The sequence below is a fragment of the Methyloprofundus sp. genome, from assembly GCF_965251085.1.
Classification (GTDB): domain Bacteria; phylum Pseudomonadota; class Gammaproteobacteria; order Methylococcales; family Methylomonadaceae; genus Methyloprofundus.
The window spans coordinates 2,351,244-2,368,057 of sequence record NZ_OZ252594.1 but is presented as its reverse complement, the minus strand read 5'-3'; the positions used below and the strand labels follow the sequence as shown (position 1 = coordinate 2,368,057).

Annotated in this window: 14 protein-coding genes; 8 read left to right on the top strand and 6 right to left on the bottom strand. The window is 40.0% G+C overall.

The window, feature by feature from the left end:
* The first annotated feature begins 12 nt into the window (after nucleotides 1–12).
* The gene (locus ACQY3F_RS10915; protein WP_428352931.1) at nucleotides 13–1,209 is read left to right on the top strand and encodes an ISAzo13 family transposase; all 1,197 of its coding nucleotides are present in this window, start codon (nucleotides 13–15) and stop codon (nucleotides 1,207–1,209) included.
* Nucleotides 1,210–1,517: 308 nt separating this feature from the next.
* On the opposite strand, the gene ACQY3F_RS10910 is transcribed toward ACQY3F_RS10915, so the two are convergent.
* Nucleotides 1,518–3,227, bottom strand: coding sequence for a ferric reductase-like transmembrane domain-containing protein (locus ACQY3F_RS10910; RefSeq protein WP_428354870.1), 1,710 nt, complete (start codon nucleotides 3,225–3,227; stop codon nucleotides 1,518–1,520).
* Nucleotides 3,228–3,247: 20 nt separating this feature from the next.
* Entirely contained in the window at nucleotides 3,248–3,721 is a 474-nt protein-coding gene (locus ACQY3F_RS10905) for a hypothetical protein (RefSeq protein ID WP_428354868.1), read from the bottom strand.
* 83 nt (nucleotides 3,722–3,804) lie between these two features.
* On the opposite strand from ACQY3F_RS10905, the gene ACQY3F_RS10900 reads away from it, so the two are divergent.
* From ACQY3F_RS10900 to ACQY3F_RS10870, 7 genes are all read left to right on the top strand, one after another.
* Nucleotides 3,805–5,166, top strand: a complete 1,362-nt coding sequence (locus ACQY3F_RS10900) for an IS1380 family transposase (protein WP_428352972.1) — start codon at nucleotides 3,805–3,807, stop codon at nucleotides 5,164–5,166.
* Nucleotides 5,167–5,273: 107 nt separating this feature from the next.
* On the top strand, nucleotides 5,274–6,470 hold the full coding sequence (locus tag ACQY3F_RS10895) for an ISAzo13 family transposase (protein WP_428352931.1): 1,197 nt from the start codon (nucleotides 5,274–5,276) through the stop codon (nucleotides 6,468–6,470).
* A gap of 124 nt (nucleotides 6,471–6,594) precedes the next feature.
* Nucleotides 6,595–7,791, top strand: coding sequence for an ISAzo13 family transposase (locus tag ACQY3F_RS10890; protein ID WP_428352931.1), 1,197 nt, complete (start codon nucleotides 6,595–6,597; stop codon nucleotides 7,789–7,791).
* A 1,394-nt stretch (nucleotides 7,792–9,185) separates the two neighbouring features.
* Complete coding sequence (gene msrB / locus ACQY3F_RS10885; RefSeq protein ID WP_428354867.1) at nucleotides 9,186–10,286, top strand: peptide-methionine (R)-S-oxide reductase MsrB; 1,101 nt, start codon at nucleotides 9,186–9,188, stop codon at nucleotides 10,284–10,286.
* Between the two features lie 300 nt (nucleotides 10,287–10,586).
* The gene (locus ACQY3F_RS10880; RefSeq protein WP_428354866.1) at nucleotides 10,587–11,228 is read left to right on the top strand and encodes a hypothetical protein; all 642 of its coding nucleotides are present in this window, start codon (nucleotides 10,587–10,589) and stop codon (nucleotides 11,226–11,228) included.
* 452 nt (nucleotides 11,229–11,680) lie between these two features.
* A complete protein-coding gene (locus tag ACQY3F_RS10875; RefSeq protein ID WP_428354865.1) occupies nucleotides 11,681–12,052 on the top strand; it encodes a helix-turn-helix domain-containing protein in 372 nt (123 codons plus the stop codon).
* A complete protein-coding gene (locus ACQY3F_RS10870; protein WP_428354863.1) occupies nucleotides 12,052–13,353 on the top strand; it encodes a type II toxin-antitoxin system HipA family toxin in 1,302 nt (433 codons plus the stop codon). The genes ACQY3F_RS10875 and ACQY3F_RS10870 overlap by 1 nt, the downstream gene beginning before the upstream one ends.
* Before the next feature lie 932 nt (nucleotides 13,354–14,285).
* Here ACQY3F_RS10870 and ACQY3F_RS10865 read toward each other — a convergent pair.
* From ACQY3F_RS10865 to ACQY3F_RS10850, 4 genes are all read right to left on the bottom strand, one after another.
* Nucleotides 14,286–14,582 carry a hypothetical protein gene (locus tag ACQY3F_RS10865; protein ID WP_428354862.1) on the bottom strand — a complete coding sequence of 99 codons (297 nt, stop codon included), beginning with the start codon at nucleotides 14,580–14,582 and terminating at the stop codon, nucleotides 14,286–14,288.
* A 69-nt stretch (nucleotides 14,583–14,651) separates the two neighbouring features.
* Nucleotides 14,652–15,611, bottom strand: coding sequence for a hypothetical protein (locus ACQY3F_RS10860; RefSeq protein WP_428354860.1), 960 nt, complete (start codon nucleotides 15,609–15,611; stop codon nucleotides 14,652–14,654).
* Between the two features lie 31 nt (nucleotides 15,612–15,642).
* Nucleotides 15,643–15,936, bottom strand: coding sequence for a hypothetical protein (locus ACQY3F_RS10855; protein WP_428354859.1), 294 nt, complete (start codon nucleotides 15,934–15,936; stop codon nucleotides 15,643–15,645).
* 126 nt (nucleotides 15,937–16,062) lie between these two features.
* Nucleotides 16,063–16,776, bottom strand: coding sequence for a hypothetical protein (locus ACQY3F_RS10850; protein WP_428354858.1), 714 nt, complete (start codon nucleotides 16,774–16,776; stop codon nucleotides 16,063–16,065).
* Nucleotides 16,777–16,814 lie beyond the last annotated feature (38 nt).

Below are 16,814 nucleotides of genomic sequence, written 5' to 3'. Positions count from 1 at the left end.
CAGATAAGCTTGTTGATATTAACAGATAGCATTATAGGTTGGATTATAAATACAGCCCATCGTTTAAAAGGCTCGGTACGTCGTATATTCATGGCTGAAACGGTGGAGCTACTAGGCTCAGGTGGTGCAAGTATTGCTGAAGAAAAACTAGGATGGAATAGAGGCACTATCCGAAAAGGACAATATGAACTTGAAACTCAGCCCATAGAAGATAATTTTTCAGCGAGAGGGCGTAATAAAAGTGAAGAGCATTTTCCTCATCTACTTGATGACATAAAAAAAATTGCTGAACCGGAGTGTCAAACGGATCCCTCTTTTAATTCCTGTCGATTATATACCCGGCTAACGGCTAAAGAAGTTAGAAAACGTTTACTGGAGATTGATTATTACGATGAAAAAACATTACCTTGCTCAAAAACTATCAATACAAAATTAAATGACCTGAGTTACCATCCAAAAAAGGTACAAAAAACAAAGCCTCATAAGAAAATCAAGGAAACGGATGCAATTTTTGAACAAGTTCATTCAGTCAATGGAATGGCAGATATCAACCCAAAAGAGATTCGTATATCAATTGATGCCAAAGCAAGAATGAATATAGGAAATTTTTCACGGGGAGGACGAAATCGGGTTTTAACAAAAGCAGAGGATCATGATTTAGATGTTAAGGAAAAGTTAACTCCTTTTGGTTTTTATCTGCCTGAACATGATGATTTTTTCCTTTTCTTTACAGCAGGCTATGCCAGCAGTGATTTCATCGTTGACCGATTGGAAGAAATTTGGCCAGAAATTCAAGAAAAATATGGAGTAGATATTCTGACAATTAACGCTGACAATGGTATGGAGAACAGTAGCTCCAGAACTCAGTTTATAAAAAGGCTTGTGGAGTTTGCTGAAAAAAGCAACATAAAGATAAAACTGGCCTACTACCCTCCTTATCATAGTAAATATAACCCAATTGAACGAGTATGGGGAGCCTATGAAAATCATATTAGTGGCGACATAATGGATACAGTTGAAACAACTTTAAAATTTGCCAAAAGTATGACCTACAATGGCAAAGCACCTATTGTTAAATTAACAGAAAAAATATATGAAACAGGAGTAAAGGTAGGTAAAAAAGCAATGAAGACGTATTATCAGTTTGTTGACCGAATGCCATCGTTGGAGAAATGGTTTTTGACCATTTCTCCTGGTTGTTCTGGATGATTATTTCTTTCCATCTCCCTTAGTATCCAGTATGACTATTATGATGCTCATGGTGTTTTTTTTAGCTCTTTTACCATCAACCTAGAAAAATCAGTTGCTCACGTTTTATAGCACAAGCTCTTGATTCCACCACACTTCCAAAAAATGTCCGCTTAACTTATGGGTGTAGCTAAGATTTTTGAAAGTGTTATATTAATTCCATATCTTGCACTATAAATTCGCGCTCAACTGATTTTTCTAGGATCAATGGATAGTAGATAGTTCTGTTGTGCTTAGGCTAAAGCATAGAGTAGAGAAGTTGCGTTGAATTATGCCAATTCAATATCGGATACAGGTACAGAGCTACAAGTTAGGCAATGGCCTTCCTCAGGCGTAAAGGAAGGCTCTACCGGGTAATGTACCTCGCCTTTTACCAGTTTTTGGCTACAAGAGCCGCAATTCCCCATACGACAGCCAAAGGGTAGGGTAACGCCATTGGCTTCGGCAAACTCTAGAAGGCACTCTGATTCTCCTGTCCAATTCAGGGTTTTACCCGTTTGGTCAAATTTCACCTGATATTGATTATCGCTTTTTACTGGCGCTGATTTACGCTTGACAGTAGAGGGGCCGAAAGCTTCAAAATGAATACGTTCATCTGCTACGCCCCATAAATCCAGTCCTTCTGCTAAATCAGCCATCATCGGGCCAGGGCCACAGAAATAAAAGTCAAAATCGTTGCCTGGTAACGTTTTTTTCAATAAATCCAGCGAGACACGGCCTTTAATATGGTAATCCTCCCCCAAAGTATCCTGCTCGTCCGGCGTGCTATAACAAACGTGAAGCTTAAGATGCTTGTTTGCCGATGCAATTGTTTTCAGGTGCTGCTTCATAATCTGTTCACTGCCATTTCTGACACCGTAGAAAAACCAGATATCAGAGCCGCGTTTAATGCCTATTTTGTGCAGATGATTTAGCATGCTGAGCACTGGGGTAATACCAATTCCAGAACCAATCATGACAATTTTACTCAGCTTATTCCCCTCAGGAAGACAGAAATTTCCGTTAGGTGCTAGCACTTTTATAGTGTCTCCTTCTTTAACATGATCGTGCAAAAAGCTAGAAGAAAGGCCCGGCGGTAATTCAGGTTTGTTGCGTGGAGCCGGGATGCGTTTCACTGAAATCCGGAAATAATCATTACCGGGTGCATCTGAGAGACTGTAACAACGGACGACAGGTTTTTCCTGCTCAGGAATATCAAAACGAAAGGTCAGAAATTGCCCCGGCTTGTAATTTGGTAGTTTAAATTTTTCGGTGGGTTTTAAATAAAATGAATGCACCTGATCGGATTCCACCACAATCTTATCGACACAGAATAGCTTCTCATCATCCCATACAAGGACTGGAGGCGGCTGTTTTGCAGGCGCATCTTTAAACAATAATTGCAGAAAATTTCTGCCTATGCGTAAACTCTCCAACACTATCAGAGGTAGAAATATCAGTAGGGTGCCAAATAAATCATCATTTTCACCAAAGCCGCGATGTAGAAACAGAATAATCGCCGCTAGATAAGCAATACGATGTAAGCGTTTCCACCATTTGTACTTTAAATGCTTAACAGAAAAATTATTACTGGTGAGAAATAAAGGTAACAGCAAGCATAGTCCCATGAGCCCAAAATAAAGATAAAATAAATCGGGTTGCTGAAAATCGCGTACGATTTCGGAGGGGCCATCAGTCTGGTTTACATAAAGAAAAGCGTGAAATGAAGCATAAAGAAAGCAGCTAATTCCAGTTGCCCGGCGGTGGACATTAAGTGCTGCGATGACTGGCCATTTGGGAAAGAACTGTTTCAGAGGTGTCAGGCACAAGACAATGATAAGACAGCCAATTGCTGTGTTGCCAAAAAAATCCTGCATTTCTGAATATTTCCAGGCACTCAGACTGCCATCCAGAAATAAAAACAACATATAAGTTGCGGGAAAAGCCAGTAAAGGCCAGGCAAACAGTTTTTTAGAAATGACTGAAGCGATAGATTTCATTTGGGACTCTGCTTGCTGGATTAAAAGAAGACGCTAAAAACCGAACGTACACCGTAACCGACGCTACGTTTATGATTCTTCTGATGGCTTACATATGAGCCCAGAGTCCATAGGAAATTACTGCCTAGCGCCTGCTCGAATTGACCGCCAAAAGCTATCGCACTATCTTTGGCAACTCCGCCAAATTCAAAGATTATTTTTCTATGAATGGAGCCCAGATATCGCTCATACCCGATGGCACCACCGAACATGTTTTGTGCGTCACTTGCTAATGCAGGGCCATAATTCCCGAGGCCTGTTGCGGAGAATAACAGGCCTACCTGGCCTAGTGGCCCACCAGCATTAGCGTTACGCGCTGCCGAGGTATACTGGCCAATACCCCAGAATACGTTCATATAGGCATTATCGACCGTGTAAGGAGGGGTTAGATTGAACTGGGAAAGTAATAAGGCACCGGTTTGCGAACGTGAAGTATTGTTACCTAAATCCTGCAAGCATTATACATAATAATCCACAAAACTCCTTATTAAACAATGATATAATATCATTTTCCTGATTTCACTATCTCATTGTTTTAATGAAGCCCTCTAAAGTATCAAAATCCTCATCTCACGTAAGAAACCGTACCCGAACGGTAAAAATGACATCTACAGCACATGGATTGACAAGCCAGGCGGGACTGATTCCCGTCGTGAAATATTTAGACAGGATAGGTTTTGAAAAAACCGTAAAACAAAGCGTTCCACATCGGCGGGGTGAAAATGCAGACCATCACTTATCTGATGTGGTTCTATTGACGTTGGTTGGCATGATGGGGGGAGCAACATCAATGGCAAAGGTGACGACCGTATGGGCAGATAGCGTACTGCGCAAAGTAGCTGGCTGGATAAAGATTCCTGTTGAAACCACAATTTTACGGATCTTTAAAGAAGTAAGTGATAGGCAGATAAGCCAGTTTGAAACGCTCACGCATACTTTGCGTGGTCAACACTGGCGGCGATTGCTTCGTTCCGGAAAATCGAAAACTGGCATACAATCCGTCCAGTGGGTCGATGTCGATTCAACTGTGGACACCGTTTGTGGTCGACAAGAAGGAAGTGCCAAAGGCTTCAACCCCAAAAAGAAAGGTGCCCGTTCATACCATCCACAACTCGCTTTTCTAGCGGAAACAAAAGAAATTTTACAAGCCTGGTTCCGGACAGGCAATGCCTTTACAAGCAATGGTGTTGTAGAATTTACCAAACAGTTACTTGCACACTTGCCCAATCGGATGCGCATTATTTTTCGCGGTGACAGTGGTTATTTTGTCGGTGATTTGCTTGAATTTCTCGATACCAGAGGGCATGGGTATCTAATAAAGGTTAAACTTAAGAATTTGAACGCATTGCTGGCCAAACAGGCCTGGACAGCCATACAAGGCCGACCCGGTTGGGAGCAGAGCGAGTTTCAATATCGTTGTGGTGGCTGGTCTCGCTCTCGTCAGTTTGTCGCGGTCAGGATAAAGCAACCTAAACAAGTGACAGGACCTCAGTCCGAGCTTTGGGATACGGCAGAATATGACTATTTTTGTTATGTAACAACTGAACCTCTATCGCCTTGGCAAACACATAAGAAGTATGGTGAACGAGCGACGTGCGAAACATGGATTGAAGAAGCAAAATCACAAATGGGTTTAGGTAAAATCAGAACGAATCAATTTCTGGCTAATGCCGCATTATTTCATTGCGCCGTTCTTGCCTACAATACCGTGCGCTGGATGGCTCAATTGAGTGGCAACAAAACGTTGTGCCAATGGGAGCCGGATACACTTCGTACTTATCTGATTCGGGTGGCTGGAAAATTACTCACAGGCAATAATCAGCTGAGAGTCAGAACACCTGCAGATCCGCTCTATCCACAGGAATGGGATGATTGGGTTAAGGTGGGGTTACTCGCTTAACATTAGGGAGATGGAAAGAAATAATCATCCAAACGAAGTAAGCTTGTGTCTCAATAATTTATAATAATGAATTCTGAATTTATTCTCACACTAGGCAGATAAGCTTGTTGATATTAACAGATAGCATTATAGGTTGGATTATAAATACAGCCCATCGTTTAAAAGGCTCGGTACGTCGTATATTCATGGCTGAAACGGTGGAGCTACTAGGCTCAGGTGGTGCAAGTATTGCTGAAGAAAAACTAGGATGGAATAGAGGCACTATCCGAAAAGGACAATATGAACTTGAAACTCAGCCCATAGAAGATAATTTTTCAGCGAGAGGGCGTAATAAAAGTGAAGAGCATTTTCCTCATCTACTTGATGACATAAAAAAAATTGCTGAACCGGAGTGTCAAACGGATCCCTCTTTTAATTCCTGTCGATTATATACCCGGCTAACGGCTAAAGAAGTTAGAAAACGTTTACTGGAGATTGATTATTACGATGAAAAAACATTACCTTGCTCAAAAACTATCAATACAAAATTAAATGACCTGAGTTACCATCCAAAAAAGGTACAAAAAACAAAGCCTCATAAGAAAATCAAGGAAACGGATGCAATTTTTGAACAAGTTCATTCAGTCAATGGAATGGCAGATATCAACCCAAAAGAGATTCGTATATCAATTGATGCCAAAGCAAGAATGAATATAGGAAATTTTTCACGGGGAGGACGAAATCGGGTTTTAACAAAAGCAGAGGATCATGATTTAGATGTTAAGGAAAAGTTAACTCCTTTTGGTTTTTATCTGCCTGAACATGATGATTTTTTCCTTTTCTTTACAGCAGGCTATGCCAGCAGTGATTTCATCGTTGACCGATTGGAAGAAATTTGGCCAGAAATTCAAGAAAAATATGGAGTAGATATTCTGACAATTAACGCTGACAATGGTATGGAGAACAGTAGCTCCAGAACTCAGTTTATAAAAAGGCTTGTGGAGTTTGCTGAAAAAAGCAACATAAAGATAAAACTGGCCTACTACCCTCCTTATCATAGTAAATATAACCCAATTGAACGAGTATGGGGAGCCTATGAAAATCATATTAGTGGCGACATAATGGATACAGTTGAAACAACTTTAAAATTTGCCAAAAGTATGACCTACAATGGCAAAGCACCTATTGTTAAATTAACAGAAAAAATATATGAAACAGGAGTAAAGGTAGGTAAAAAAGCAATGAAGACGTATTATCAGTTTGTTGACCGAATGCCATCGTTGGAGAAATGGTTTTTGACCATTTCTCCTGGTTGTTCTGGATGATTATTTCTTTCCATCTCCCTTAGGGAGATGGAAAGAAATAATCATCCAAACGAAGTAAGCTTGTGTCTCAATAATTTATAATAATGAATTCTGAATTTATTCTCACACTAGGCAGATAAGCTTGTTGATATTAACAGATAGCATTATAGGTTGGATTATAAATACAGCCCATCGTTTAAAAGGCTCGGTACGTCGTATATTCATGGCTGAAACGGTGGAGCTACTAGGCTCAGGTGGTGCAAGTATTGCTGAAGAAAAACTAGGATGGAATAGAGGCACTATCCGAAAAGGACAATATGAACTTGAAACTCAGCCCATAGAAGATAATTTTTCAGCGAGAGGGCGTAATAAAAGTGAAGAGCATTTTCCTCATCTACTTGATGACATAAAAAAAATTGCTGAACCGGAGTGTCAAACGGATCCCTCTTTTAATTCCTGTCGATTATATACCCGGCTAACGGCTAAAGAAGTTAGAAAACGTTTACTGGAGATTGATTATTACGATGAAAAAACATTACCTTGCTCAAAAACTATCAATACAAAATTAAATGACCTGAGTTACCATCCAAAAAAGGTACAAAAAACAAAGCCTCATAAGAAAATCAAGGAAACGGATGCAATTTTTGAACAAGTTCATTCAGTCAATGGAATGGCAGATATCAACCCAAAAGAGATTCGTATATCAATTGATGCCAAAGCAAGAATGAATATAGGAAATTTTTCACGGGGAGGACGAAATCGGGTTTTAACAAAAGCAGAGGATCATGATTTAGATGTTAAGGAAAAGTTAACTCCTTTTGGTTTTTATCTGCCTGAACATGATGATTTTTTCCTTTTCTTTACAGCAGGCTATGCCAGCAGTGATTTCATCGTTGACCGATTGGAAGAAATTTGGCCAGAAATTCAAGAAAAATATGGAGTAGATATTCTGACAATTAACGCTGACAATGGTATGGAGAACAGTAGCTCCAGAACTCAGTTTATAAAAAGGCTTGTGGAGTTTGCTGAAAAAAGCAACATAAAGATAAAACTGGCCTACTACCCTCCTTATCATAGTAAATATAACCCAATTGAACGAGTATGGGGAGCCTATGAAAATCATATTAGTGGCGACATAATGGATACAGTTGAAACAACTTTAAAATTTGCCAAAAGTATGACCTACAATGGCAAAGCACCTATTGTTAAATTAACAGAAAAAATATATGAAACAGGAGTAAAGGTAGGTAAAAAAGCAATGAAGACGTATTATCAGTTTGTTGACCGAATGCCATCGTTGGAGAAATGGTTTTTGACCATTTCTCCTGGTTGTTCTGGATGATTATTTCTTTCCATCTCCCTTAACCGAAGTTAAGTCACTTTGATTAAAAGGTCATGGCACGTTGGCAGGGTGTTTATTGCCTTGGGCTCGGGGGATATCCATACGATACAAAAAATTTCCTCTATTTATGATTTAAATCTGGATATTTTGATCGGTTGGACAAAGAGGGCTGGCAAAGCGGCAGTAAAAACCTAATAACCACTTAGCTAGACAGGTTAATGAGAGTCAAAATATGGGCTTGCAGGATTTAGGTAAGAATAAGAAAGTAAGTAATGACTTTAATAATGGCGTAGGTTGTGTGTGCATAATAATCCCAAAAAGGAAGAGAAGTAATGATAGGTTCTCTACAGCACAAAACAATAAATCAGACTCGCCTTGAAAGAGGGAGGGTGCTAAACCATTTTACTCCTTTATGCTTCCTGCTTATGCTTACCTATCCTTGGTGTTTTGCGAATAAACCGATTAGCGGTGTTTTCAACACCCACCTATAATAATACTATTAAGCAAAGTAAGCTAGCACAGCGATGTGTTGGATGAATGCGAGCAAGACAAACAAGAAATAAGGATCAATAATTCTACGATACCCTTGATCCTAGTTCTGCTTGCTCTAAGCTGTGTAGAATTTGATAGTTCTGGATATAGTGAAAGTAATTCGTAACTGATTTTTCTAGGATAATAGCCGAATGGGACGATAGATATTTTGTTGGTCTTTGAATAAGGTTTCCTGGTTGCCAATAACCCTCAGCTATAAGTTGTCATTCCTGCATGCTTTAACCTAAAAACCGCAGTAGAACGCAAAAAAACACTCTAAGAATTTGAATATAAAGCATAATTACCGTAACAACTTATCACCTGCAAGGTGAACAAACTCCGCTTCACGGTTTTGTGAATAAATCTGAGCGGCGAAATACTGCGTTACAGCTATTGCCAAGGGCTACGGCCATTGCCTGCTAGCTGTGCCTTGTCTGTCGCACTCAGATTTTCCACAAAATTCCTGCTCAACTGCGGTTTCTAGGTTTAAGCAAGAATCTAGCCGGAGAAGCATAGATTCCCGATAAAAGGACTTCGGGAATGAGGAGGTTTTTAACATACTGATGTTTCAAACTGTATTCTACTATGGCTGAGAGTTGTACGTAATCAGGTAAGGTTTTTAGAATAAATTAGTTGCTGTGGCTGAAACAAGTAACAAAATGGTGCCCAGCTACGAATTAGCTTTAAATTTGTTTAATTTTTATCGAAACACATTCTGGTTTATTCTATCAGCGCGTAAGGGAGATGAAGAAACCATGATTAAGCAAAACCTTGCAGATTGAAAACAAGCTAACATAATAGCTATACTTCGCGCAGTCGTGACCGCGCGAAGTATAGCACCAATACAAAATGAGGATACAGCTATGAAAATGAAATCTTATACAATGACTTTATATTTAACAGCCTTACTTAACTTCTGGGCTTTTTCAGCTTATGCAGAAAAAGCCAACTCAGGGTTGATTGAACCGCTTCCAGCAATAGAAGTTGCGACCTTTGCAGGTGGATGTTTCTGGTGTACTGAAGCGGATTTTGAGAAAGTTAAGGGTGTACAAAAAGTCATTTCTGGGTATAGCGGAGGGCATGTTGCGAGTCCGGATTATGAGCAAGTCTCACAAGCTACTACGGGTCACGTAGAAGCAGTGCAAGTGTATTTTGATCCTACAGTGGTTTCTTATCGCGATATACTTGAATCGTTCTGGAGACAAATCAACCCAACCGATAATGGCGGTCAATTTGTTGACCGGGGAGAGCAATACCGCTCGGTTATTTTTTACCATAATGAGCAGCAACGCCAGCAGTCAAATGAATCAAAAAAACAGTTACAGCAATCAGGAAGGTATAGCGAGCCCGTAGTCACGGAATTGATGACTTTTGAAAAATTTTATCCTGCTGAAGAACATCATCAGGACTATTACAAAAACAACCCAATTCGCTATAAATATTATCGATACCGATCTGGGCGAGATCAGTATTTATCAAAAACCTGGGGTGACGATCTTAAGTATACGCCTGAGCAAGTACAAAAATATGCAAAACCTTCCGATGAAATATTACGTCAGAAATTAACACCGCTACAGTTTCAGGTAACTCAAGATGATGCCACCGAACGAGCTTTTAATAATGAATACTGGAATGAAGGCAGGGCGGGTATTTATGTTGATATCGTTAGTGGAGAGCCTTTATTCTCGTCAACGGATAAATTTAAATCAGGTACTGGCTGGCCTAGTTTTACTCAACCTATTAAGGCGGCACATGTGGTCGAGAAAACAGATTATTTATTGATTCTTCCGCGCACTGAAGTTCGTAGTAAATCAGCAGATTCACATTTAGGGCATGTTTTTAAAGATGGTCCTGAACCAACAGGTCTGCGTTATTGCATCAATTCAGCAGCATTAAAATTTATTCCTGTAGCGCAATTAGAAGCAGTTGGATATAGTGAATTCACTGAAATTTTTGCTAAATAAGGTAGACACCTGGAAGCACACATCACCCAACTTTGCTGGTTTTTTTGTCTGTCATAGCACTGTAGCAATAGTTACCTAGCCAGCTATGCGCCAGTTTCAGCGTCCCCGTATCAAGTACGGGGCAGGCTTGCTATTGACAAAATTAGCTCACACTATTTTCCGCATGCGTGACTGCACAAAGTATATGCATGCTACTGTATAAATATTCATAACTTCTTCAATAAGTTAAAATTAGACAGAACGATTACTCTTATACTTAGGACGCTAGTGCGAATATTTAAAATATTACTGCTTTTATTTATGATTCTTGTCGTTATAGGGAGTGTCTGGTCATTTAGAAATGGGACGTTTTCTATCTTTGACTCTGAAGACATTAGCCAAGGTTTTGACACGTTTGTGTCATTGGAAGGGGGCGACGAATATGTTATTGCCAAGTTCAGCACCAAAGAAGAATTAACTCGGACTCAATACAATCCGATATTTGGTTTGCCAGTAGGGGATACTCAAGTCACTTTATCTCTTGTGGCTAATTATAAGTATTATGTAAAGCTTGGGGAGCTAACTCAAAATCTAGAGGGTGATACCTTATTTATTAATGCCCCTGAACTCTATTTATCCACGCCTGTAGCATTTGAATTCTCTAGCGTAAGAGAAAAGGGAGAAGTCTCAGCATTTGGCCCTGACCCACAAAAAATGCTTAACAAACTAAAGCGTGATGCTTCTACTGAGCTGGCTTTCAAAGGACGTTTGCATACAAGCATCGCCTACGATAAAGCTGCCAAAGCTTTGGCAGAAAACTTTAACAACTACTTTAAAGCTAATGGAATGCAAAGCTATTATAAAAGCATCGCTGTTAGTTTTTCCAGTGAAAAAGAACAAACCATCAGACGTTTTTTGTTTAGTAAGGGACGAGCATGGAGTAAGGCACTTGGAAACAAATAATCATCCAACTTTGCTGGTCTTTTTGTCCGTCATTAGCACTGTAGCAATAGTTACGTAGCCAGCTATGTGCCAGTTTCAACGCCCCCGTATCACAAGTATGGGGCAGGCTTTGCTATAGACAAAAATCAGCTCACTATACAACCGCATCCGTGATCGCGTGAAGTATGTTTTAATGCGTTATGGAAATACCTGCCCCTGAGTTTCCTTTGTTTGAGAAAACATGTCGTCAGATAGCATAGTGGCTTGTGGTTTCAGTAGCATCGTTTTGTTCTTATGATATCCTTATAAGCATATAACCCGCAATATATAGCAATTAAATGGAATATATTCATGTAATACGCATATATTTACATATTAAGTGTCAAGCAAACTTGGAATGCAGATATAATCCGCTATAATTTACGTGTAATAAGAGTATTCTTTGATAGCATGCAAATTAATGTGGGTAACTAATGAACAATAACTTTGAGATCATAGCGTCATCCGCCAGGTTTGTTCGTTTACAACGAAACATTGATCAAGAAAGCGCAGCGAATGAAACAGGCGTTTCATTACGCACAATTCAAAACATTGAAGCTGGCAAAGCAGTTAATTCATCGTCTTTATTTGCTTACCTAAACTATCTTGATCTGCTCGATAATATGCTTGCTACACTGCCAGATCCGGCTAAGCTAACTCCAATGGAGCAATTAAAAGCCACTCCTACTCGACGTGCACGAGCCAGAGGCGCAGTAAAAAATACAGCAATAACATCATTATCAAACAATAGCAGTAATAAGACAGGGAAGAATAAACAAGGCTTTCAGTGGGGCGATGAAAAATAATGGCGACTAATATCGCAGCAGTCAGCCTTTGGGGGACACAAATCGGTGCGCTAGTTTGGCATCCTGATTCCCTGCATGGTGAGTTTCAATATTCTCCCGCGCTACAAAACTCAGGAATAGAGCCATGCCCAGTGACTATGCCTGTTAGAAGTGAGCCGTATGAATTCCGCTCATTAAATAGAGAAACATTTAAAGGCTTACCTGGAATGCTGGCGGATGTGCTACCAGATAAGTTTGGTAACGCACTGATTGATCAATGGCTTGCTCGGCAGGGCAGAGATAAAGCAGATTTTAACCCGGTAGAGCGTCTTTGCTATATAGGCAATCGTGGAATGGGTGCGTTAGAATTTGCACCCTTGCTGGGAGATAACAAACTTGCAGATGCGCCCATCAACATTCAGGAGATGGTTCAGTTAGCCAGTGATATTTTAACGGCAAAAAAAATTGATATTCAACTCAAGAATGAAAAAATTGATGCGCAGGCACTGGCACAAATTCTTGAAATTGGGACATCTGCCGGTGGAGCGAGAGCGAAAGCTGTTATTGCATGGAACAAAACGACCAAGACTATCTGTTCTGGTCATATGCAGCCTAAACCTGGATTTTCGTACTGGCTGATAAAGTTCGATGGTGTCAGTGGTAACAATGATAAAGAATTGAATGACCCTAAAGGTTATGGGCGCATAGAATACGCCTACTATCTTTGTGCACGAAAGGCTGGTATAGCTATGTCCGAATGCCAATTGTTAGAAGAAGGTGGTCGTACTCATTTTATGTCACAACGATTTGATCGGAGTGCACAGGGTAGAAAGTACCACATGATTTCACTATGCGGAATGGCACACTATGATTATCAGGTGCCAGGAGCAACAAGTTATGAGCAAGCATTACAAGTCTGTCAAAAGCTCAAATTACCCATGGATGATAAATTACAATTGTTTAGCAGAATGGTTTTCAACGTCATTATGAGAAATCAAGATGATCATACTAAAAACATCAGTTTTATAATGGATCGGGTAGGTAAATGGCGCATATCACCGGCCTATGATATGACCTATAGCTATAATCCAGTGGGAGATTGGACATCAAAGCATCAAATGAGCATTAATGGCAAGCAGGATGATTTTTCTATGAATGACCTATTAGCCACTGCTAAAGTTGCAGGGCTGAACCGTTCCAAGTGTAAAAAAATCATTAGTGATGTGCTCAGTATTTCACATGACTGGGAAAGAATTGCCAAAAATGTCGGGATAGAGAAGCAACGAATTAGTGCAATCAGGCAAACATTTAGGAGATTGTAATTGAATTATTGGGCCATTAGACGTAGCCCGTATGGAGTTTGCGGAATACGGGGTTTTCGTTGCACCTGATTCCCGTATTCCGTTGTATGTCATTAATCCTAGAAAAATTAGTTGCTCACGTTTTCTAGCACAAGCTCTTGATTCCACCGCACTTTCAAAAAATGTCCGCTTAACCTATGGGTGAAGCTAAAATTTCTTGAAAGCACTGTGAAATCCATATCTTGCACTATAAATTCGCGCTCAACTGATTTTTCTAGGTTAATAGGGTAGAAATTTTTTGGGTGGTTGAAGCTTGTGGGTCATTAGGAAATCATTTTCTCACCAAAGCGACTCTGTTTTTTTGATGGTCAGAAAAAGAACGAATAATACCTTGGCCTAACCACTTGACTAAGCTTGCTACAGAGGATTAGCTCACTTCGTTTTCAGGTATAAACTCGGTCAATTGTTTACATATATCAGCATAATGATTCCCGTTGATTATGCATTCAAACATAATATATTCGCTCATCGTTAAGGAACTAAATTCGGTTAACCGTTCAACATTTCGCCAAATAATCCAGCTACTCTTTACTTCTTCTGGTTGTGGAGGAGACTGTTGCTGTTTTAGGCTTTGCCAAGTCGCAACACTATTAAAGTTTGCTTTAAACCGTTGTACACTAGGGTGTAAACGAAAGTGTAATTCTGGCCAGTCTTCTGGAAGAACCTGTTTGAGCTCTTCCAGCTTGACTGTACTTGCATCAGGGGCATCAAAAGAAGTCAGTAGATGACGTTCAAAACGCCCTAACTCAGCAATAATGGGGTGTTCTTTAAAAGGTGCTTCCTGAGCTAGAAAGTCAGGTAATAAGTCGCAAAAATTACGGAAAGACGTGGCCTCATTTGAGGTCCGTTTGACCTAATATCTAGGTTCACATGTTAGAGTAAAGTAATGGTCTCTACTGGAAAAATTTTTTAAACTGGCTACCTAATCCCACGTGCATTCCACCTTCCATAATGTCATGAATAGAATCTGCCGCGTTGCTAACAGCTTTAACATCCTTGGAGCTAAGACTACCACCCTGGTGATCTTGCTCTGATTTTTCTTTAAGCTTCTCCATGATAGCGAATACCGACAAATCGGCATCTACCACTATTTCTAGTCCGTGTTCATCATCGCCAATTGTAATGCGTTTGGCTCCTATTTCTTCCCATAAAGTATTGAAACGATTATTAGCATCCTGTACTTCTGTCATAACAAACCTCACTCAGTAACGATAGGCTTTAAGATAAATTAAACCTAAAAAAATCAGTTTAATCAGGAATTATACTTTGACCTGATTAACTGTCAGTTCATCTAGCACTAAACCACCCAGTTTTATGCCTTTGGCCTCAATTTCTGCACTTGCTCCTTCGACACTCACCGAACCAATCGATGCAGATGCTTCAAGCTCAGACAAGACAAGTTCACCTATTTGCAGATGCAGAATCGGGGTAGTAATAAAGTAAACTTTAAAAAAGTTACCTATTTTAAAGACAGGTGCTCTAAATTCTTCCGGTTGTATATCCATGATAGAAACTGCACCTTCGGAGGTCACGTCATCAATGCCGACAAAAGGAACATCTATACCATTCACAGAAATTGTTGGCAGATCTACTGGCTGATCAGGCGAAAATTGTCCAATGGTGACCTCTTCACTATCGCTGGCTGGTACGCCGAAGGATTCTAGCTCAAATGATTTAAAATCCATCCCCGATATACTAAAACCATCGGAGGGCAAATTTGTATTATTAACCGCTAACTGTGCAAAGGCTACACCACCAAGATTGATATTTTGCACGGGCTGAATATCTGCTTCCAGATCCTCGACAGTTGCTTCCGGAATATTCAGTTCTATATCTTGCAACATGGGTAGCTTAATATCATGCAATGGGATTGGTTTTGCTTCTGAACCTAACACTTTAGTGCCACTATCACTGCCCATCCATTTCAAGTCATATGACCAATTAACTGTATAATGCAATTCCAGAATCACCCGAACATCATGTAATATAGCTGCTCCGCATTTGATCTTTGTTGTTAGATCCTTAATATTAACTTTATCTACCTTGACACCATCAAAGGTAACATTATCAATATCAGTTGATGCAGCACTACCACTAGCCGAAGCTAAGCGGGCAATATTGACTCTGCGCAATACTGCGCTGGTCAGTGAGGCTAGCAGACTGGTATCCAGTTGTGGAATAAAAGCTGCTTTAACCATAGAATCAGATGGAGTTGACATTGCTTATCCCCTTTCTACTTTGAAATATAAATCATTTTAATGACTCTAAAGACTCAAGTGCTTCTGCCAGTATGACAGGGTCAATAGTCTCAATCACTTCGGTCACCTGGGCAATGGCACCTTGCATTTGATGCTGCTGATCCGAGTCGATAATATCCGCGCTTTGCAGTTTGTCTGCAAGACCTGAAAGTCTTTGTAATAGAGGGATTACCGGAATATTTGGGTCACTATATTCTATCTTTACTGCCCTATGAATTTCTCGCTTAGTAATTGCTTTTAGCCATAAGGATTCAAATTCATCAACTGCCAATTTATTGTCTATCATCATCATTCCTCTAATATAACTTGTGCAACACCGAGTCGCATAAATGGATAAAGGTCTAACCGCCTAATGTGCATTAGCTTTACCAGCATTTTTATCCCGATAACTTTGTTCAGTATCAGCACATAATTATCCATTGGTCGCAATGCTTTCAAGTTCAATATTCTTCAGCTCAACGCCGTCAACATTCACGCCAGTAACTTGCACAGATGCCTGAGTGTCTCGCAAATTAATCTTCTTAATAGTAGAATCAGCTGAAATATCATTGATCACCATACTACCAATAAAGATCGTTAACGTAGGCGTAATATCAATACTTGCAACAAGCAATCCTTCTGTTAAGCCTATTCTCTGCATACTTGAAGTCACGCCTGGAACTACGACGGGCCCTTCAGATTCCGCTTGTGGAGCAGAAGTCTGTGGCAATTTGATGTCTTTAACGCTGATTGAAGGCAGAATCATTGGACTGTCTGGACTAAATTCGCCAATAGAAAGCCGCTCTGAAGAAATAGAGGGTACGCTGACATCACTTACTTTTAATGCTCCCATACTGAGGCCACTCATACCAAATCCAGCACTTGGCACAACCGTATCACCGAGTTTGACATCATTAAATGTGCCCCCACCCAAGTCTAGATTATTAATTGGATCGATAGATGCCTGAATATCATTCAAGGTTGCAGAAGGTATATCCAGATCAATATTATTTAACGCCGGAATGGTTATTTGTCCTATATCAAAATCAAAGTCTGGGGGATCTGGAATGGGAAAGCTTTCTTCAATATCAATGTCAGGAATCCCCCAGGGAAGATTAATATGAATGCCAAATGTGTAAGCGCTCAATAGTCAGCGTACTTCACGGCAACTCAGATTAATGCCAA